Origin of the sequence: Streptomyces sp. NPDC015532 (assembly GCF_043078065.1) — a bacterium.
GTDB lineage: Bacteria > Actinomycetota > Actinomycetes > Streptomycetales > Streptomycetaceae > Streptomyces.
In genome coordinates this window covers 70,843-88,983 of record NZ_JBIBSY010000005.1, presented here as the reverse complement: position 1 = coordinate 88,983, position 18,141 = coordinate 70,843, and the positions used below count along the sequence as shown (strand labels likewise).

Genomic DNA, 18,141 nt, shown 5'->3' with positions numbered 1-18,141 from the left:
CGCGGTCGTCGTGGCCACCCGGCCGCACCGGGTTCCCCGTCCCGGCCGTACGATCCAGAAGGTTAAATTAGGTTAGCCTAACCTGACATGACTGGGGATGGACCGTGAACGCCGAGATCTACCGTGACACCTGGGGCATCCCGCACCTGCGCGCCGGCAGCGCCCTGGAACTCGCCCACGCCCAGGGCCGGGTCACCGCCCGGGACCGCGCCTGGCAGCTCGAGGTCGAGCGGCACCGCTCCCAGGGCACCTCGGCCGCGTTCCTCGGCGAGGAGTCCGCCGGCTGGGACCGTTTCGTCCGGCAGGCCCGGCTCGACGACACCGCGCGACGCTGCTTCGCGTCCCTGGAGGAACACGACCCCGAGACCGCCGCGTGGGTCGTCGCGTACGTCGACGGAGTCAACGCGGGGCTGGCCGAAGGGGCCGCGAGGGCACCCGAGTTCGCGGCGAGCGGGCTCGTTCCGGGACGCTGGGAGCCCTGGAGCCCGATGGGCGTCTGGCTCGGTACCCACATCCTCTTCGCCGGGTTCCCCGCCAAGCTGTGGCGCGAGGAGGTCGTACGGCGGCTGGGCGCGGACGCGGTCGGCCTGTTCGCCATGGACGGGCCCGGCACGGCGGGCAGCAACGGATGGCTGGTGAGCGGCGAGCGCACCGCCACCGGTCGTGCGGTGATCGCCGGTGACCCGCACCGTTTCATCGAGGAACCCGGCGTCTACCAGCAGATCCGCCTCTCCTGCCCGGAGTTCGACGTCGTCGGCATCGCCGTCCCCGGTGTCCCCGGCATCGCCCACTTCGCCCACACCGGAACCGTCGCCTGGGCGATCACCAACGCGATGGCCGACTACCAGGACCTCTACCGGGAGCGGCTGCGACGCGTCGACGGCGGGGACGTCGAGGCTCTCGATCCCGACGGTGTCTGGCGGGCCGCGGCACGGCACACGGAGCGGGTGGAGGTGGCCGGCGGCGCACCCGTCGACGTCGAGGTGATCGAGACGGCGCGCGGACCCGTGGTGATCGGGGGCGCCGACGCCGGGGAGTCCATCAGCCTGCGCTACCCGCCCCGCGTGACGGCGGACCTCGGATTCGGCGCGCTCCTGCCGCTGCTGCGGGCCCGCCGGGTCGCCGACGTGGACCGGGCCTTCGACGCCTGGGCGGAGCCGGTGAACGTCGTGCAGGCCGCCGACACCGAGGGCGGGGTGCTGCACCGGGTCGCGGGCCGGGTCCCGGTGCGCCACACGGCCAACCGCACCCGGGTGGTGCCCGCGTGGGAGCCCGGCCACGAGTGGACCGGCTGGCACGAGACGCCGTACGGCCCGGTCGAGGACGGACTCGCCGTGATGGCGAACCAGCGTGGCCCCGCGGCCCCGCTCGGTGTCGAGTTCGCGCCGCCGCACCGCGCGGACCGCATCCGCCGGCTGCTCGATGCGGGCGAGGCGTTGTCGGCGTCGGACATGCCGGCCATCCACATGGACACACACCTCGCTTCCGCCGCCGCCCTGCTGGACCCGCTGGCCGCGCTGGAACTCTCCGGTGCGGCGGCCGGCCTCAGGGACCGGCTCCTGCGCTGGAACCGACACATGGACGCCGGCAGCGTCACGGCCGCGGCCTACGCGCGGGTGCGCGACGCGGTCGTACGACAGCTCGTGGCGCACCCGGCCCTCGCCGTCCTGGCCGAACCGCCCGCCCGCCCGGCCGTCTTCCTGCCCTGGCTCGCGCTCACCCCGCGCGTCGCCTTCGCCCTCGAAAACCTGTTGGCGGCGGGGAAGCCGTACGGCATCGACCGCGACGCCGTGATCCGGGCGGCCGTCGAGGAAGTGGCCGCCGGGCCCGCACCCCGGACCTGGGGCGACACCCATCGCCTCGCCCCCTGGCGGGCGCTCCCCGGCACCGCGTACGACGAACCGGCCCTGTCCGGCGACAACGACTGCGTCCTGTCCACCTCCTCGCTCCCCGGACTGACCGACCTGAGCGCCCGCGGACCCGCCGCCCGCTACGTCTGGGACCTCGCCGACCGGGACGACAGCCTCTGGGTGGTCCCGTTCGGAGCCGACGGCGTCCCCGGCGCGGCCCACCACCGTGATCAGCTCCCCCTGTGGCTCAGGGGGGATCTCGCCCCGGTGACCACCGACTGGAACACGCTGACCAAGGAGAGCGATGACGACTGAGACGTACGCAGGCACCCGCGAGGCCGTTCACGAGCAGCGCGTCGAGGGTTTCGGCACGGTCCGGGTGCTGCCCGTGGACCCGCGCGCCGACCTCGACGTGCTGCACGGCTGGGTCACCGAGGAGCGGGCCGCGTACTGGGGGATGACCGGGTTCTCGAAGCAGCAGGTGCTGGAGACCTATCTGCACCTCGACTCGCTCGACACCCATCACGCCTTCCTCACGGTCAAGGACGGCGTACCGGCGGCGCTGTTCCAGACCTACGAGCCCGAGGCCGACCGGGTCTCCGAGTGCTACGAGGTCCGGCCCGGTGACATCGGGGTCCACCTGCTCATCGGGCCTCCCGCACCCGGCGCCGGCGAGCGGCCGGGCTGGTCGTCCACGCTGCTGTCGGCGTTCCTGGCGTACGCGCTGACCGGCCTCGGCCGGGAGCGGGCCGTGGTCGAACCCGACGCCCGCAACGCCAAGGCCGTCGAGCGGCTGACCCGGCAGGGTTTCGTGCCCGCCGGGGACATCGTGCTCCCCGAGATCGACCTGCCCGAGGTCCATCTGCCCGAGAAGCGCGCCCGGCTCGCCTTCCTGACGCGCGAGGCCTTCGAGAAGGGTCCGACGGCACCGAGGTGAGCCGGACGCGGCCCGCATCCGTACATGACCGAGACTCTGGACATGCGGATACGGAGACGGCGTGTGAACGAGAGCCGGCGGCGACAGCGGCGGATCGGGGCCAGGGCCCTCGCCCTGCTGGGCAGTGTCCTGGTCCTGGTGCTTTTCAGCGGTGTGAACGGCGCGTCCGCCCACGCGGCGCTGACGGGCACCGATCCGCAGGAGGGCAGTGTGCTGAAGTCGGCGCCCCGCCAGGTGACGCTGACGTTCAGTGAGTCGATCGGCCTGTTCGACGACTCCTTCCGCGTGCTCGACCCGGAGAACCGGCGCGTGCGCACCGGGGAACCGGAGCACGCGGACGGCCGTGCCGACACCGCCGGTGTCACCCTGCCGCGCGGCCTCGGCACCGGCACGTACACCGTGGCCTGGCGGGTCGTCTCGGCGGACAGCCACCCCGTCTCCGGCGCCTTCACGTTCTCCATCGGCAAGCCCTCCGCGACCCGCGCGCCGCTGCCGCCCACCGCCGGTGACCCCGCCTCCTCCGCCCTCTACGACATCGCCCGCTACGCCGCGTACAGCGGACTCGCCCTGTCGATCGGCGCGGTCACGTTCGTGCTCGTCTGCGGCTTCCCGGGGTCCGTACGGCGTCTCCTGGTGACCGGCTGGTGGATCCTGCTCGGCTCCACGTTCGCGCTCCTCCTGCTGCGCGGCCCCTACGAACGCGGCACCGGCCTGTCGGGGGTCTTCGACCCGAAGAGCCTCAGCGACACCCTGACGGGCCGGCCCGGCATCGTTCTGGTGGCGCGGCTGGCGCTGCTCGCCGCCGTGGCCTTCGCGCCGCCGCGGGTGCCGGTACGGGGCCGGGGAGCCGGCCGTGGCGTCGTCGTGCTCGGTGCGCTGTTCTCGCTGGCCCTGGCGGTCACCTGGGCCGCCGCCGAGCACGCCTCCGCCGGGATCCAGGTCCCCGCGGCGATGGTGTCCTCCGTGCTGCATCTGCTCGCCATGGCGGTGTGGCTCGGGGGTCTGGCCGCCCTGCTCACCGCCCTCCACCGTCCCGCCGAGCCGGTCGCCCCGGCCGTCGTCACCCGGTTCTCCCGGCTCGCCCTCGTCTCGGTCGCGGTCCTCGCGGTCACCGGCGTCTACCAGTCCTGGCGCGGCCTCGGCTCCTGGGACGCCCTGACCTCGACCTCGTACGGCCGGCTCCTGGTCGTGAAGGTCGCCCTCGTGGCGCTGCTCCTGGCGGCGGCCGCGTTCTCGCGGCGCTGGACGACCCGGGCGGCGACGGCGCGGACCCCCGCCACCGTCCCGGCCGGCCGCGTCGCGACCCCGGTCACGGTGCCGGCTTCGGAAGGGCCCGCCTCGGAGGTGCCGGCCTCGGACGGGCCCGCCTCGGACGGGGCGGCGGGAGATGGGGCGAAGGGCGGGCCGGGGGACACCGAGTACCACCGGGGCCTGCGCCGCTCGGTGCTCGCCGAGGTCACGATCGGCATCCTGGTGCTGGTGATCACGACCATGCTGACCGGGACCCAGCCCGGCCGCGCCGCCACGGAGAGCGCCGACTCGGTCGCGGCCGTGCGCCGGGTGACCTCCAGGACGACCCTGGTGCCCTTCGACGTCGGCACCCCGGGCGGACACGGCAAGGTCCAGATCGAGCTGACGCCCGGCCAGGTCGGGGAGAACTCCGTGCAGGTCGTGGTCTTCGGCCCCGACGGCGGCCTCGTGACCGTCCCCGAGGTGCGCCTCTCCTTCACCCAGGAAGCACGGAAGGTCGGCCCGATCGACGCGGGAATCACCGACAAGGGCGGCTACTGGACCTCCGACGGCCTCACCCTCCCCCTCCCCGGCACCTGGACCATGAAGGTCACCGTCCGCACCAGCGACATCGACGAGATCACCGTCTCGAAGAAGGTCGAGATCGACTGACCCCGACGGGAACCGCCCGGCGCCGTCGGGCTGGGGCCGAGGACAACGAAGAAGGGCCCCACCTTTCGGTGGGGCCCTTCGACATCGTGCCCGGTGAGGCACTGGCGGAGGATACGAGATTCGAACTCGTGAGGGGTTGCCCCCAACACGCTTTCCAAGCGTGCGCCCTAGGCCACTAGGCGAATCCTCCGGGGCAAACAATACAAGACGTTGAGGAGTGCTCGCGAACTCGTTCCCCACCCCCGGCATCCTGTACTCTTTGCGGAGCCCCTCACGTGGCGCTATCTGACTGAACTCCCCCAGGGCCGGAAGGCAGCAAGGGTAGGTCGGCTCTGGCGGGTGCGTGGGGGGCGCTTGCGTTTCCGGGACGGTCGCCCGGACGGCCGTCGGGCCGTGGCCGGGCGGGCCGGGGACCGGATGCCGCCGGGGTCGCGCCCGGGATGCGCTCAGGGCGGTCCTTGATGTCAGTGGGCGCCTATAACCTCGTAGACGTGTCGTCTCTCGCGCTGTACCGCCGTTATCGCCCGGAGTCGTTCGCCGAGGTCATCGGGCAGGAGCATGTCACCGACCCGTTGTCGCAGGCGCTGCGGAACAACCGGGTCAATCACGCGTACCTGTTCAGCGGTCCGCGCGGGTGCGGCAAGACGACGAGCGCGCGCATCCTGGCCCGCTGCCTGAACTGCGAGCAGGGCCCCACGCCCACTCCGTGCGGTGTGTGCCAGTCCTGTCAGGACCTCGCCCGCAGCGGCCGGGGCTCGATCGACGTCATCGAGATCGACGCCGCTTCGCACGGTGGTGTGGACGACGCCCGTGACCTGCGGGAAAAGGCCTTCTTCGGGCCCGCGAGCAGCCGTTACAAGATCTACATCATCGACGAGGCCCACATGGTCACGTCGGCCGGCTTCAACGCGCTGCTGAAGGTCGTCGAGGAGCCCCCGGAGCACCTCAAGTTCATCTTCGCCACGACCGAACCCGAGAAGGTCATCGGGACGATCCGGTCGCGGACCCACCACTACCCGTTCCGGCTCGTGCCGCCGGGCACCCTGCGCGAGTACCTGGGCGAGGTCTGCACGCAGGAGGGCATCCCCGTCGCGGACGGGGTGCTGCCCCTCGTCGTCCGGGCGGGCGGGGGGTCCGTGCGTGACTCCATGTCCGTGATGGACCAGCTTCTGGCCGGTGCCGCCGACGACGGTGTGACGTACGCCATGGCGACCTCGCTGCTCGGCTACACGGACGGCTCCCTGCTGGACGCCGTCGTCGAGGCGTTCGCGTCCGGGGACGGTGCCGCCGCCTTCGAAGTCGTGGACACCGTCATCGAGGGCGGCAACGACCCGCGGCGCTTCGTCGCCGACCTGCTGGAGCGGCTGCGGGACCTGGTGATCCTCGCGGCCGTCCCGGACGCGGCGGAGAAGGGGCTCATCGACGCCCCGGTCGACGTGGTGGAGCGCATGCAGGCGCAGGCCGGGGTCTTCGGCGCCGCGGAGCTGAGCCGCGCCGCCGACCTCGTCAACGAAGGGCTGACGGAAATGCGCGGGGCCACCTCGCCGCGCCTCCAGCTCGAACTCATCTGCGCCCGCGTTCTGCTGCCCGCCGCCTACAAGGACGAGCGGTCCCTCCTGGCCCGCCTCGACCGGATCGAGCGCGGGGTGAACTTCTCCGCCGGCGCGGCCGCCCCCGCCATGGGCTACGTGCCCGGACCCGAGGCGCACGGCCCGGTGCCCGTCCCGGCCGCCGGGCCCGCGGCTTCCCCGGCTTCCCCCGGGGGAGGCCTCGCGGCGGCCCGTGCCGCGGCCCGGGGAGCGGGACCGGCCCCAGGGCAGGGAGCGGGGCAGGGGGGCGGCGTGGAGAGCGCCGCCGCCGTTCCGGGCGCGGCGCCCGGCACGTCCGCTCCCGTCGCCCCTGTGGCGCCCGCCGCGTCCTTCACCGCCCCGGCACCGACGGGCGCGCCCCCGGCGGCTTCCGAGCAGCCCGCGGCCCCGGCCGCCGCCCCCACGGGGGCCGCGCCCGGCGCCTGGCCCACCGCCACGGCGGCCGGCAGCGGCCGGCGTCCCGGCGGCTGGCCCACGGCGGCCCCTGCGGGCGGCGGCCGTCCTCCGGCCCAGTCGGCACCGGCACCCTCCGCCGCACCCGCCGCTCCGGCCGCCGCCGTACCGGGAGCGCCCCAGGCCGTCGCTCCGGCCGCGGGCGGTCTCGACCCCCGCACGCTGTGGCCGAACATCCTGGAGGCGGTGAAGAACCGCCGCCGGTTCACCTGGATCCTGCTCAGCCAGAACGCGCAGGTCACGGCCTTCGACGGCACGACCCTCCAGATCGGCTTCGTCAACGCCGGGGCCCGGGACAACTTCGCGAGCAGCGGCAGCGAGGACGTGCTGCGGCAGGCGCTCGCGGAGCAGTTCAACGTGCAGTGGAAGGTCGAGGCCATCGTGGACGCCTCGGGCGGTTCGGCACCGCCGCCCGCTCCGGCGGGCGGCGGGTTCGGCGGCGGAGGCGGCTACGGCGGTGGCGGCGCCGGCGGGTACGGCGGGGCTCCGGCCGGCCAGCGCCCCGCGCCCCAGCAGCCGTCCGCTCCGGCCCCCGGGCCCACCGCCCAGCACTCCGGCCCGTCCGCGGGCCGTCCCCAGGCCCCGGGCATGTCGGCGCCCGCCCAGGCCCCGGCCTACGAGCCGCCTCCGCCGGTCGCCCCGGAGGACGACACCCCCGAGGACGACGACCCCGATCTGGACGAGTCCGCCCTCTCGGGTCACGAACTGATCGTCCGCGAACTCGGCGCGACGGTGGTCGAGGAGTTCTCGAACGAGTAAGAGACCGGGACCAGGCCCCGGAAGCCGCCCGCCCCATGCGCGAGCGTCACCGGCCGGGTTTCGTGCCCGACCGCGCGCCGCGAGATGACGGCGCGCGCGTTCTGGACGCCGGCCGTCCGGCGTCCACCGGGCCGGACCGCCCGGGTCAGGACGCCGACCGCCCGATGCGGGGGTGGGGCACCGCCCGGTGCGTCGGGGGCGCCGGTTTCTGGAGGATCGCACCAGCGTCGTAGCCCCGTCGCTTCGGAAGCCCCTACAAGGGCACCCGCGTGCGGCGGTTAGGCTGACCCCGTGAAGGTCCTTGTCATCGGTGGTGGCGCCCGCGAACACGCCCTGTGCCGCTCCCTGTCCCTCGACCCCGACGTCACCGCCCTGTACTGCGCTCCCGGTAACGCCGGGATCGCGGAGGTGGCGGAGCTGCACGCGGTCGACGCCCTCGACGGCGCGGCCGTGGCCGCGCTGGCCACGCGTCTCGGCGCCGAACTGGTGGTCGTGGGCCCGGAGGCCCCGCTCGTCGCCGGTGTCGCCGACGCCGTGCGCGCGGCGGGCATCCCCTGCTTCGGCCCCTCAGGGGAGGCCGCGCAGCTGGAGGGCTCCAAGGCGTTCGCGAAGGACGTGATGGCGGGTGCCGGCGTCCCCACGGCACGCTCCTACGTCTGCGCGACGCCGGAGGAGATCGAGGAGGCGCTCGACGCGTTCGGAGCGCCCTACGTCGTCAAGGACGACGGACTGGCCGCCGGCAAGGGCGTCGTCGTGACCGACGACCTCGACGCGGCGCGGACGCACGCGGGCGCCTGCGACCGTGTCGTCATCGAGGAGTTCCTCGACGGCCCCGAGGTCTCCCTCTTCGCGATCACCGACGGCACGACCGTCGTCCCGCTCCAGCCCGCCCAGGACTTCAAGCGCGCCCTGGACGGCGACGAGGGCCCGAACACCGGCGGCATGGGCGCGTACTCGCCACTGCCCTGGGCGGACCCGAAGCTCGTCGAGGAGGTCATGGAGACCGTCCTCCAGCCGACCGTCGACGAGATGCGCCGTCGCGGCACCCCGTTCTCCGGACTCCTGTACGCCGGTCTGGCGATCACCAGCCGCGGTGTGCGGGTCATCGAGTTCAACGCCCGCTTCGGCGACCCCGAGACCCAGGTGGTCCTCGCCCGGCTGAAGACCCCGCTCGCCGGGGTCCTGCTGGCGTCCGCGAACGGCACCCTCGCCGATCTGGAACCCCTGCGCTGGAGCGACGAGGCGGCGGTCACCGTCGTCGTGGCCTCGTACAACTACCCCGACACCCCGCGCACCGGCGACCCGATCACCGGGCTCGACGAGGTGGCCGCCGAGGACGCCCCGCACGCGTACGTCCTGCACGCCGGCACCCGGCACGAGGGCGGCGCGGTGGTGAGCGCGGGCGGCCGTGTGCTGTCCGTCACAGCGATCGGATCCGGCCTCACCGAGGCCCGCGAGCGCGCCTACGCGGCTGTCGCCCGCATCGGTCTGGAGGGTTCGCAGCACCGCACGGACATCGCCGCGAAGGCGGCCGCCGAGGCATAGCCCACGGTCCCCATAGCAGCACCGGGCCCCGGACTCCGTACGGAATCCGGGGCCTTGTCGTGTTGCGTCCGGGCCCTTCCACCTGCGGGTTTCCGTACGGAACCGGAATCCCGTCCAGGGCCTGCCGTCATCCACCTTTCCCCAGAGCCATTCCATCGGGTGACCGATGCCCTATCCGGCTGACGAGGGCCGGGGCCCCAACTAGGGTGCGGCGAAAGCATTCCGGCACTTGGCCCACCGGCATTGCGATGTCGGTGGCGGGTGCCACAGTGGGGGAGTGACCAACGCCAGGGCTTCCGTCGGCACCGGCAGCGACAGGGCCGGAGCCCGGCGGACAAGAGGGGGTGACGTCCGGTCGTGACCGGTATGGGTGTGGAGGCGGGCGCGCAGGCAGCGCGCTCCCGGGCTCTCGCTGTGCTGCGCATCCGCAGCAGGGCGCTGGCCGTCGCCCTGCTGCCCGCGGCCGTGGCCGTCGTGCTGCTCGTCGGTGGTTCCACGGGCCGCATCACCGGTACGTCCTGGGGGATCGCGGGAGGGATCGTGACGGTGTTCGCCGCCGTCGTCCTCCTCGCGGCGGCGGGCATCGCGCTCGTCGTGGCCCGCGCCCGGCCCGCGACGAGCCCCACGGTCCCGATCTCCGAGGAGTCGGCCCCCGATCTCTACCGCATGGTCCGTGACCTGGCCGACCGCCTCGACGTCCCGGCGCCCTCGGCGATAGCGCTCACCCCGGACTGCGACAGCTGGCTGGAGGACCGCACGCACCGGTCCCACGGCCGGTCCTCCCCGGGAGGCGACGAGCCGGACGGCCCGCGCCGGGGTCCGGCCGGAAGCGGCCCGGTGACCACGCTGACGGCCCGCGCCACCCGGGTCACCACCGCCCCCGTCCTCGTCATCGGCTCCCCGTTCCTGTGGTGGATGCGGGTCGGTGAACTGCGGGCGGTCCTCGCCCCCGTCGTCGCCGGCACGGGCCCGTCGGCGCACCCGGACATAGCCGCGGCCCGCCGTTTCGTCCGAGGCCTGGACGCGGCGGTGGCGGTGGCCTCGGCACCCGGCCGCGGCCCGCTGTCCCGCATGGTCCTGGCCGGAGTCGGCTGGGTCACCCGGCTCCTGCTGCGCGGCTGCCGGGGGCACGCGGCCGAGATGGAGCGGGCCGTGGCGTCCGCGTCGGCCGAGCGCGCACAGGCTGTGGACTACGGCGTGCGGATCGTCGCCCAGGAGCAGGTGGGCCTGGCGTACGCGGGCTGGGACCGCCTGCTGACCCGGGTCGCGCTGCCCGCCTGGCGGATGGGCCGCTGGCCCTCCCGGCTGGACGTGGGCGTCGTCGCCGCCCTGACCGAACTCTCCCGCCGCGACCGCCTGGCCGAGGGCTTCACCTCCCGTCTCGGCGAGCGTCCCGCCTGCGACCTGCTCGAAGAGCCCGGCACCGTGGACGAGGCCGCTTCGCTGCTCGCCGCCCGGCTCTTCCACGGCGGCCCCGCCGAGGCCGGCCCCGACTGGGCGCCGGTCGACTGGCAGGACTATCCGGACGAGGTCGTGGACCGCGCCTGGCGCACCGACGCGGCCCGCCTCCACCGGGTCCTGGACGCGCTCGGTGTCCGCCACCCCGCCGACCCCGCGCTGCCCGAGGCGGACGGACCGACCCTGGCCCGCGTGCTCGACCATCTGTCCGTGGCGGCGGGCGTCACGCCCGCGCCGCACCCGGACCCCGTGGCCGTCCTCGCCGAGCACCGGACCGAGGCGTACGGGGAGATGGGCATCGCCGAGAGCGACGACCCCGACCTCGCCGTGGGGAACGAGCGGTCGGCGGCCCTCGCGGCCCGGCTCACCGCGGAACTGGCCCGTGAGGAGGCGTCCGCCCCGGCGAAGCACCGGCCCGCCGGGAGCGCCGGGCAGCAGGGCTCCGACCACGACCTCTGGGACGACCGGATGCTTCCGCTGTTCCCCCTCCAGCCGCCCAGGACCGCTCGCGAGCTGCTGGCCGACCATGTGACGGCGATGGTCTGCTGTTCCGCGATGGACACCGCCGGGGCGGTCCCCGGACTCGACTGGCTGGACGGCCCGTCCCTCCTCGTCGGCGGCGAACGGGCGGCCGACATCGGCCCCCGCGTCCTCACCCTCATAGAGACGGGGGACCCCACGCCCCTGCGGGACTGGCTGCGCCATCTCGGCGTCCGCCCGGAGAAACCGGTCCGTCTGGTGTGACGGCGGCCCCTCCGGCGGCGGCCCCCACCGTCCGTGTCCCGGCCATGCACACACCCCACCGTGCGCAGGCGCCCCGGCCCAGTCGGAGCCGCCCGTTCCACTCGCGCCAATTCGCGACGAACGGTGACGGACTGCGTGCGTAATGTGATGTGCTGGGACCGATCGAGCACAGGGCAAGGGCTTGCCAGTACGACGGGGGCACGAGGGAGGGGTGCGGGCATGGGATCGGAGCAGATCCGACGCTGGGAGTCGGGAGCACTCGCGCACGCCGTCACGGATCCCTTCGGCCTGGGACCCGTTCCCTGGCTCCGCGGCAGCGAGACCTATTTCGACGACACCGGCCACGTCGTCCCCTGGTACGTGGACACCGACGCGCCCCCGCCGCCTCAGCCGGCGGCGGGTGCCTCCCGCATCCCGGCCCCGCGGTCCACGTCCGGCACCCGTGTGCGCAGGGGTCCCGGAGGCCCCCGCTCGGCCGACGACGTCCACCGTCAGATCAAGGGTTTCACCAGCACGGGGGCCGCGGCTCCCGGCGAGTCCATCGACTTCCATGTGACGGTCGACCCGCCGCAGGAGTTCAGCGTCGACATCTACCGCATCGGCCACTACGGCGGCGACGGCGCCAGCAAGATCACCACGAGCCCCCGGCTCTCCGGGATCGTCCAGCCGCCACCGCTCACGGCCGACCGCACGGTCTCCTGCCACCACTGGTGGCTGTCCTGGCGCCTCCAGATCCCGTCCTACTGGAACGTCGGCGCCTACGTCGCCGTCCTGACCACCCTCGACGGCTACCGCTCGCACGTTCCCTTCACCGTCCGCAACCACCAGACGGCCGATCTGCTCCTCCTGCTCCCGGACATCACCTGGCAGGCGTACAACCTGTACCCGGAGGACGGCCACACCGGGGCCAGCCTCTACCACGCGTGGGACGAGGGCGGCCGGCTCCTCGGCGAGGCCGACGCCGCGACCACCGTGTCCTTCGACCGCCCGTACGCGGGCGCGGGCCTGCCCCTCCATGTGGGCCACGCCTACGACTTCATCCGCTGGGCCGAGCGTTACGGCTACGACCTCGCCTACGCCGACGCCCGCGACCTGCACGCCGGCCGCGTCGACCCCACCCGCTACCGGGGCCTGGTCTTCCCGGGCCACGACGAGTACTGGTCGCCGCAGATGCGCCGCACCACGGAACTCGCCCGCGAGCACGGCACCTCGCTCGTCTTCCTCTCCGCCAACACCATGTACTGGCAGGTGGAGCTGGGCCCCTCCCCGTCGGGTGTCGCCGACCGGCTGCTGACCTGCCGGAAACGCCGGGGCCCCGGCAAGCCCGTCCTGTGGCGCGAGATCGACCGCCCGGAGCAGCAGCTCATCGGCATCCAGTACGCGGGGCGCGTCCCCGAGCCGTCCCCCCTGATCGTCCGCAACGCCGACCACTGGCTGTGGGAGGCGACCGGAGCGCACGACGGCGACGAGGTGGAGGGCATGGTCGCGGGCGAGGCGGACCGTTACTTCCCGCGCACCCCCCTGCCGGAGCACCAGGACCGGATCCTGCTGGCGCACTCCCCGTACCCGGACAGCGAGGGCGTCCTGCGCCATCAGGAGACCTCGCTCTACCGCGCCCCGTCCGGCGCCCTGGTCTTCGCTTCCGGAACGTTCGCGTGGTCCCCGGCCCTCGACCGCCCCGGCCACGTGGACCCCCGTATCCAGCGGGCGACCGCCAATCTCCTCGACCGCATCTGCAAACACGACTGAGGAAATCCCGCCCGGCGCCTCCCGGCGCACCCTCCGCCACGGGCGCCCGCACGTGCCCGGCACGCCCCCTGTCCACAACCGCTCGCCCCATACGGGAGAATCGAGGCAGTTGGACATAACCACGGGGAGGAACCGTGTCCGGATTCGTCGAAAAGCCCGAGCCCCTTCAGGTGCCGGGTCTGGTACATCTGCACACCGGCAAGGTGCGAGATCTGTACCAGAACGAGGCGGGCGACCTCGTGATGGTCGCCAGCGACCGCATCTCCGCCTACGACTGGGTGCTTCCCACCGAGATTCCCGACAAGGGCCGCACCCTCACCCAGCTCTCCCTGTGGTGGTTCGACCAGCTCTCCGAACTGGCGCCCAACCACGTGCTGAGCACCGAACTCCCGCCGGGCGCCCCGGCCGACTGGGCCGGCCGCACCCTGATCTGCAAGTCCCTGCGGATGGCCCCGGTCGAATGCGTCGCCCGCGGCTATCTGACCGGCTCGGGCCTGACCGAGTACAACGAGACCCGCACGGTCTGCGGGCTCGCGCTGCCCGAGGGTCTCGTCGACGGCTCGGAGCTCCCCGCGCCGATCTTCACCCCGGCCACCAAGGCCGCGGTCGGCGAGCACGACGAGAACGTCTCGTACGAGGAGGTCGCCCGCCAGGTCGGCGCCGACACCGCCGCCGAACTGCGCCAGGCGACCCTCGCCGTCTACGGCCGCGCCCGCGACATCGCCCGCGACCGGGGCATCATCCTCGCGGACACCAAGTTCGAGTTCGGCTACGAGGGCGACACGCTCGTCCTCGCCGACGAGGTGCTGACCCCGGACTCCTCGCGCTTCTGGCCCGCCGACGCGTGGGAGCCGGGCCACGCGCAGCCGTCCTTCGACAAGCAGTACGTCCGCGACTGGCTGACCTCCGCCGAGTCGGGCTGGGACCGCAGGAGCGAGCAGCCGCCGCCCGCTCTGCCCGAGCACGTCGTGGAGGCCACCCGCGCCAAGTACATCGAGGCGTACGAGCGTCTGACAGGCATCGGCTGGTCCTGACCCCGTCCCCGGGCCCGGCCGCCGGCCGGGCCCGGGTGGTGGACCCGAAGAAGCCGCCGCGCGTGCACGGGGAAGACACCGCACACGAAGAGTCCGCGCACACGAAGAAGCCCCCGACCGGAGTCGGGGGCTTCTTTTCCGGAGCGGACGACCAGGTTCGAACTGGCGACCTCAACCTTGGCAAGGTTGCGCTCTACCAACTGAGCTACGTCCGCATGCGCCGTGGCGCGACAGCCACTATACCCAACCTCGCTCCCGCGCGAGACGCACCGCGGCATGCCGGTTCTCCGCGCCCAGCTTGGACGCGGCCGACGACAGATAGTTCCGCACCGTGCCCTGGGACAGTGCGGCCCGCTCCGCGATCTCCGCCACGGGCGCCCCGTCGGCGGCGAATTCGAGTACCTCGGCCTCGCGCGCGGTCAGCGGGGAGTCCCCGGCGGAGATCGCGTCGGCCGCCAACTCCGGGTCCACATAACGGTTTCCCGCGTGCACGGTACGGATGATCTCCGCGAGCCGCCGTGCGCTGACCGTCTTCGGGACGAACCCGCGCACACCCGCGGTGAGCGCCCGCTTCAGATGCCCCGGCCGTCCGTGACTCGTCACGATCAGCACCCGGCAGCCGGGCAGTTCGGCCCGCAGGGATGTGGCCACGCTCACACCGTCCGCCCCCGGCATCTGGAGATCCAGGACGGCGACGTCGGGCCCGTGCGCCCGCGCCATCGCCAGTGCCTCCGGTCCGGTCGCCGCCTCGGCCACCACGACCAGGTCGTCCTCCAGCCCGAGCAGCGCGGCCAGCGCTCCCCGGATCAGATGCTCGTCGTCGGCGAGCAGCAGCCGTACGGGAGCCTCGGGCGCCGACGCGCCGGGCGGCACGGATGTCATGGGGTGGCCTCTCTCATCGGGTGCGGAACCTGGGGGGCCGACGACTTCCGTGGTGCCCCGTCGCTCCCCGGGGCCGGTTTCCCGGGAGGGACGGCGAGCGGGTCCGGGAAGGACCGCAGCGGCACTTCCGCCGCCAGCCGGAACACCCCTCCGCTCGCGCCGGCCCGCAGCACCCCGTCCACCTCCTCCAGCCGCTCCCGCAGTCCCACGAGCCCGCTGCCTCTGCCCGGTCCGGAGCCGCCGCCGGGCCGGGGTTCCGGTCCGGCCTCCTGCGGCACCCCGTCGTTCTCGACGGTGAGCGTCACCCGCTCCCCCGTCACCCGCAGGGACAGCGCGCACTTCCTGGCGTTCCCGTGCCGCAGCACATTGGTGGTCGCCTCCCGCACCACCCAGCCGAGCGCCGACTGGATCTGTGCCGGCAGCTCCGCGGCCGTGCCGGTGATGGCGCAGTCGATGCCCGCGGCCGTCAGCACGCCCTGTGCGCCCGCCAGTTCGTTGGCGAGATCGGCGTCGCGATACCCCCGTACCACCTCGCGCACCTCCCGCTGGGACTCCCGCGCGATCCGCTGCACCTCGGTCATCTGGTCCACGGCCTCCGCCCGTCCGCGCCGGGCCAGCTGCACGGCGAGTTCGCTCTTGAGGGCGATCACCGCGAGGTTGCGGCCCATCACGTCGTGCAGATCGCGGCCGAAGCGCAGCCGTTCCTCGGCGACGGCGAGCCGGGCGCGGGTCTCGCGGGCCGCGTCGAGTTCGTAGACGGCGTTGAGCAGCCAGACGGAGAACGCCGCGGTGAAGGTGAGGAAACCGGCGGTCAGCAGGACGAGGAGGGCGGTGACCGGCGCGGCGGGGCCCGGGAAGCCGAGAGGGACGGAGAGTGCTCCGGCACCCGCGGCCGCGCCGAGCACGACGTACGTCATCCGGCGTCTGTCACGGGTGCCGAGCGCGACCGTGCCCGTGCCGAACGCCGTGACGCCGACGAGCAGCGAGGAGGCGACGAGGAACGCGCCGTCGCTCGCCGGGCGCCAGGGGGTGCCCGTGAGGACGGCTCCCACGACGGCGGTCACGCAGGTGATCGCCGCCAGTGCCAGCAGGGTCCTCCGGGGCTGTTCCCGGGTGCCGCGCGTCCAGTCCAGCGCCCGCGAGGCGGTCACCGCGCAGCACACCGAGTGCCCGCACACGAGCAGGAGCACCGCCCAGGCCCGGGCCGCCGGCAGGTTCCCGAAGACGGGCAGTCCGATCGAGACCGCTTCGAGCAGGGCGAAGAAGTGGAACGACCACCGGGTGTACGTCTCGACCTTCGCCGGCGTGCTCTTGCCCCGCCACCAGCCGGACGGCCTGCCCATGCCCACCCCCGTGTCCGTGGTCACCGCCGCGGCTCCCAGCGGAACCACCGTCGTACAGCAAACACCGCGATCACGGTCCAGGCCACCGCCGTGCCGAGGGCGCCGAGGGTGTCGTGGGCGGAGAGGTGTCCGGTCCAGCCGCCGCGGACCAGGGTGATCACCGGGGTGAGCGGCAGCAGTTCGCAGAACCGGGCCATGCCGTCCGGCAGCAGTTCGAGGGGGATGAAGGTCCCCGAGCCGACCAGCGACAGCAGGGTCAGGGGCGTGGCCGCGACCTGGGCGCCCTCCACGCTCTTGCTGAAGCTCGCGGTGACGGCCGCGAGCGCCGGCCAGGTGACGAACGCGGACAGCAGTCCCAGCAGGACGAGTTGGGGCCGCTCCGGCATCCCGACGCCGAGTGCCGCCCGGCAGGCGACGGTCAGGACGAGGCACTGGGCGAGACCGATCGCGACCGAGGGCAGCGCGGCGCCCGCGAGGATCTCCAGGTCCCGAAGCTCCCCGGTGCGCAGGCGCTTGAGGACGAGTTCCTCCCGGCGCGCCGCGTACACGCTCACGAGGGAGCCATAGACGGCGAAGAGGAGCGCGAAGCCGATGGAGGAGGGGAGCAGGACCGAGCCGACCGTGAGTCCGGCGTCCTTCAGGGGCATCGTGTCCAGGGTCGAGCGGAGCGTGAACGGCATGACCAGCGGGACGAACAGCGCCGCGGCGAGGGTCGCCCTGGTGCGCCCCAGCAGCGTCAGTTCGGCGCGTGCCAGTGCTCCGATCCGGCCGGCGGCCGTGGTCCCGGCCGTGCCGGTGCCGGTGGTGACCGCTGTTGGGCTCATGCCGCCGTTCCCTTCCCGCGCGCCTCGCGCGTGTCCGCGGTCGTCCTCGTCCCGTCCACACCGTGTGCCGCCTCCCGCGAGATCCGCAGGAACGCCTCCTCCAGGGAGGCCGAGCGCACATCGAGCCCCCGCAGCTCGACGCGCGCCCGCTCGGCCCACACCAGCAGGGCCGTGGCCGTCCGCTGGAGTTCGCCGGTCCGCAGCCGGATCGTCCGGCCCGTCGCCTCGTGGCCGCTCACCCCGAGTTCCGGCAGCGGGGGCAGGTCGCCCGGCAGGTAGCCGTCGGGCAGCTCGAAGGAGACGTGCGACGGCTGGGAGGCGGTCACCTCGGCCGGGGTGCCGACGGCCGCGACGCGTCCTTCGTGCAGGATCGCCAGCCGGTCGGCGAGTGCCTCCGCCTCTTCCAGATAGTGGGTGGTCAGCAGGACCGTGGTCCCGTGGTCGCGCAGTTGGCGGACCAACTCCCAGGTGTTCCGGCGGCCTTCCACGTCGAGCCCGGTCGTGGGTTCGTCGAGGAAGAGGACCTCGGGGTCGCCGAGGAGCGCGAGCGCCAGGTCCAGGCGCCGCTTCTCGCCGCCGGACAACTGCTTCACGCGGACGTCCGAGCGGTGCCCGAGCCCGACCCGGTCCAGGACCTCCCCGGCGGGCCGGGCGCCGCTGGTGCACGCCGCCCACATCCGTGTGGTCTCGGCGGCCGTCAGCTCGGACGGGAAGCCGCCTTCCTGAAGCATCACACCGATACGGGGCCGGACGGCGGCCCGGTCCGCGTAGGGATCGTGCCCGAGGACGCGCACCCGCCCGGTGGCCGGAGGAGCCAGTCCCTCGATCAGTTCGACGGTGGAGGTCTTGCCCGCGCCGTTGGTGCCGAGGAGCGCGAAAATCTCTCCGCGGCCCACGGAGAAGGTGACTCCGCGCACCGCCTCGAAATCCCTGGTGCCGCCCCCGTACACACGCCGCAGATCCGTGACCTCGATCACGTCGTCGTGCTCGCTCGTGTTCATGGAATCAGCGTCGGCGCGAACGGGGCCCGGCAGCAGTGCGGGTTGTCATCACTCGGCATGACAAATGTCAG

The 18,141-nt window shown here is 73.7% G+C and carries 12 protein-coding genes, 2 tRNA genes and 1 other RNA gene; 9 read left to right on the top strand and 6 right to left on the bottom strand.

What is annotated here, in order from left to right; genetic code table 11:
- The first annotated feature begins 104 nt into the window (after nucleotides 1–104).
- From ACF07B_RS17895 to ACF07B_RS17885, 3 genes are read left to right on the top strand one after another with little or no spacing between them, the layout of a single operon-like run.
- Entirely contained in the window at nucleotides 105–2,165 is a 2,061-nt protein-coding gene (locus ACF07B_RS17895; protein ID WP_392179591.1) for a penicillin acylase family protein, read from the top strand.
- A complete protein-coding gene (locus ACF07B_RS17890; protein ID WP_369482947.1) occupies nucleotides 2,155–2,787 on the top strand; it encodes a GNAT family N-acetyltransferase in 633 nt (210 codons plus the stop codon). Before ACF07B_RS17895 ends, ACF07B_RS17890 begins: the two co-directional genes overlap by 11 nt.
- Nucleotides 2,788–2,829: 42 nt before the next feature.
- Complete coding sequence (locus tag ACF07B_RS17885) at nucleotides 2,830–4,689, top strand: copper resistance protein CopC (protein WP_392179879.1); 1,860 nt, start codon at nucleotides 2,830–2,832, stop codon at nucleotides 4,687–4,689.
- Nucleotides 4,690–4,791: 102 nt separating this feature from the next.
- Here the strand turns inward: ACF07B_RS17885 and ACF07B_RS17880 are convergent.
- Nucleotides 4,792–4,879: transfer RNA gene (locus ACF07B_RS17880), tRNA-Ser, on the bottom strand.
- Between the two features lie 72 nt (nucleotides 4,880–4,951).
- Here ACF07B_RS17880 and ffs point away from each other — a divergent pair.
- From ffs to ACF07B_RS17850, 6 genes are all read left to right on the top strand, one after another.
- An RNA gene (ffs, locus tag ACF07B_RS17875) (signal recognition particle sRNA small type) lies at nucleotides 4,952–5,050 on the top strand.
- Between the two features lie 130 nt (nucleotides 5,051–5,180).
- The gene (locus tag ACF07B_RS17870) at nucleotides 5,181–7,490 is read left to right on the top strand and encodes a DNA polymerase III subunit gamma and tau (RefSeq protein ID WP_392179590.1); all 2,310 of its coding nucleotides are present in this window, start codon (nucleotides 5,181–5,183) and stop codon (nucleotides 7,488–7,490) included.
- Nucleotides 7,491–7,781: 291 nt separating this feature from the next.
- Entirely contained in the window at nucleotides 7,782–9,035 is a 1,254-nt protein-coding gene (purD, locus tag ACF07B_RS17865) for a phosphoribosylamine--glycine ligase (RefSeq protein WP_392179589.1), read from the top strand.
- Between the two features lie 366 nt (nucleotides 9,036–9,401).
- A complete protein-coding gene (locus tag ACF07B_RS17860) occupies nucleotides 9,402–11,237 on the top strand; it encodes a hypothetical protein (protein WP_392179878.1) in 1,836 nt (611 codons plus the stop codon).
- Between the two features lie 219 nt (nucleotides 11,238–11,456).
- Complete coding sequence (locus ACF07B_RS17855; protein WP_362405745.1) at nucleotides 11,457–12,986, top strand: N,N-dimethylformamidase beta subunit family domain-containing protein; 1,530 nt, start codon at nucleotides 11,457–11,459, stop codon at nucleotides 12,984–12,986.
- A 134-nt stretch (nucleotides 12,987–13,120) separates the two neighbouring features.
- Nucleotides 13,121–14,020: a phosphoribosylaminoimidazolesuccinocarboxamide synthase gene (locus ACF07B_RS17850; RefSeq protein WP_392179588.1), complete on the top strand. Its 900-nt coding sequence runs from the start codon at nucleotides 13,121–13,123 to the stop codon at nucleotides 14,018–14,020.
- A 142-nt stretch (nucleotides 14,021–14,162) separates the two neighbouring features.
- Here ACF07B_RS17850 and ACF07B_RS17845 read toward each other — a convergent pair.
- The 5 genes from ACF07B_RS17845 to ACF07B_RS17825 all read right to left on the bottom strand — a co-directional run bounded on the left by ACF07B_RS17845 (nucleotide 14,163) and on the right by ACF07B_RS17825 (nucleotide 18,070).
- Nucleotides 14,163–14,235, bottom strand: a tRNA-Gly gene (locus tag ACF07B_RS17845).
- Between the two features lie 22 nt (nucleotides 14,236–14,257).
- The gene (locus tag ACF07B_RS17840; protein ID WP_392179587.1) at nucleotides 14,258–14,902 is read right to left on the bottom strand and encodes a response regulator; all 645 of its coding nucleotides are present in this window, start codon (nucleotides 14,900–14,902) and stop codon (nucleotides 14,258–14,260) included.
- Complete coding sequence (locus tag ACF07B_RS17835) at nucleotides 14,899–16,245, bottom strand: sensor histidine kinase (RefSeq protein WP_392179877.1); 1,347 nt, start codon at nucleotides 16,243–16,245, stop codon at nucleotides 14,899–14,901. Before ACF07B_RS17835 ends, ACF07B_RS17840 begins: the two co-directional genes overlap by 4 nt.
- Nucleotides 16,246–16,265: 20 nt before the next feature.
- Nucleotides 16,266–17,069 carry an ABC transporter permease gene (locus tag ACF07B_RS17830; RefSeq protein ID WP_392179586.1) on the bottom strand — a complete coding sequence of 268 codons (804 nt, stop codon included), beginning with the start codon at nucleotides 17,067–17,069 and terminating at the stop codon, nucleotides 16,266–16,268.
- Nucleotides 17,066–18,070, bottom strand: a complete 1,005-nt coding sequence (locus ACF07B_RS17825; RefSeq protein ID WP_392179585.1) for an ABC transporter ATP-binding protein — start codon at nucleotides 18,068–18,070, stop codon at nucleotides 17,066–17,068. The genes ACF07B_RS17830 and ACF07B_RS17825 overlap by 4 nt, the downstream gene beginning before the upstream one ends.
- Nucleotides 18,071–18,141 lie beyond the last annotated feature (71 nt).

What these genes read in the sequence shown, in the direction of transcription:
- ACF07B_RS17885 (WP_392179879.1), top strand. Translation starts at nt 2,830, where the DNA reads ATGCGGATACGGAGACGGCGTGTGAACGAGAGCCGGCGGCGACAGCGG.
- ACF07B_RS17840 (WP_392179587.1), bottom strand. Translation starts at nt 14,902, where the DNA reads ATGACATCCGTGCCGCCCGGCGCGTCGGCGCCCGAGGCTCCCGTACGG.
- ACF07B_RS17835 (WP_392179877.1), bottom strand. Translation starts at nt 16,245, where the DNA reads ATGGGCAGGCCGTCCGGCTGGTGGCGGGGCAAGAGCACGCCGGCGAAG.
- ACF07B_RS17825 (WP_392179585.1), bottom strand. Translation starts at nt 18,070, where the DNA reads ATGAACACGAGCGAGCACGACGACGTGATCGAGGTCACGGATCTGCGG.
- ACF07B_RS17855 (WP_362405745.1), top strand. Translation starts at nt 11,457, where the DNA reads ATGGGATCGGAGCAGATCCGACGCTGGGAGTCGGGAGCACTCGCGCAC.
- ACF07B_RS17830 (WP_392179586.1), bottom strand. Translation starts at nt 17,069, where the DNA reads ATGAGCCCAACAGCGGTCACCACCGGCACCGGCACGGCCGGGACCACG.
- ACF07B_RS17890 (WP_369482947.1), top strand. Translation starts at nt 2,155, where the DNA reads ATGACGACTGAGACGTACGCAGGCACCCGCGAGGCCGTTCACGAGCAG.
- ACF07B_RS17860 (WP_392179878.1), top strand. Translation starts at nt 9,402, where the DNA reads ATGGGTGTGGAGGCGGGCGCGCAGGCAGCGCGCTCCCGGGCTCTCGCT.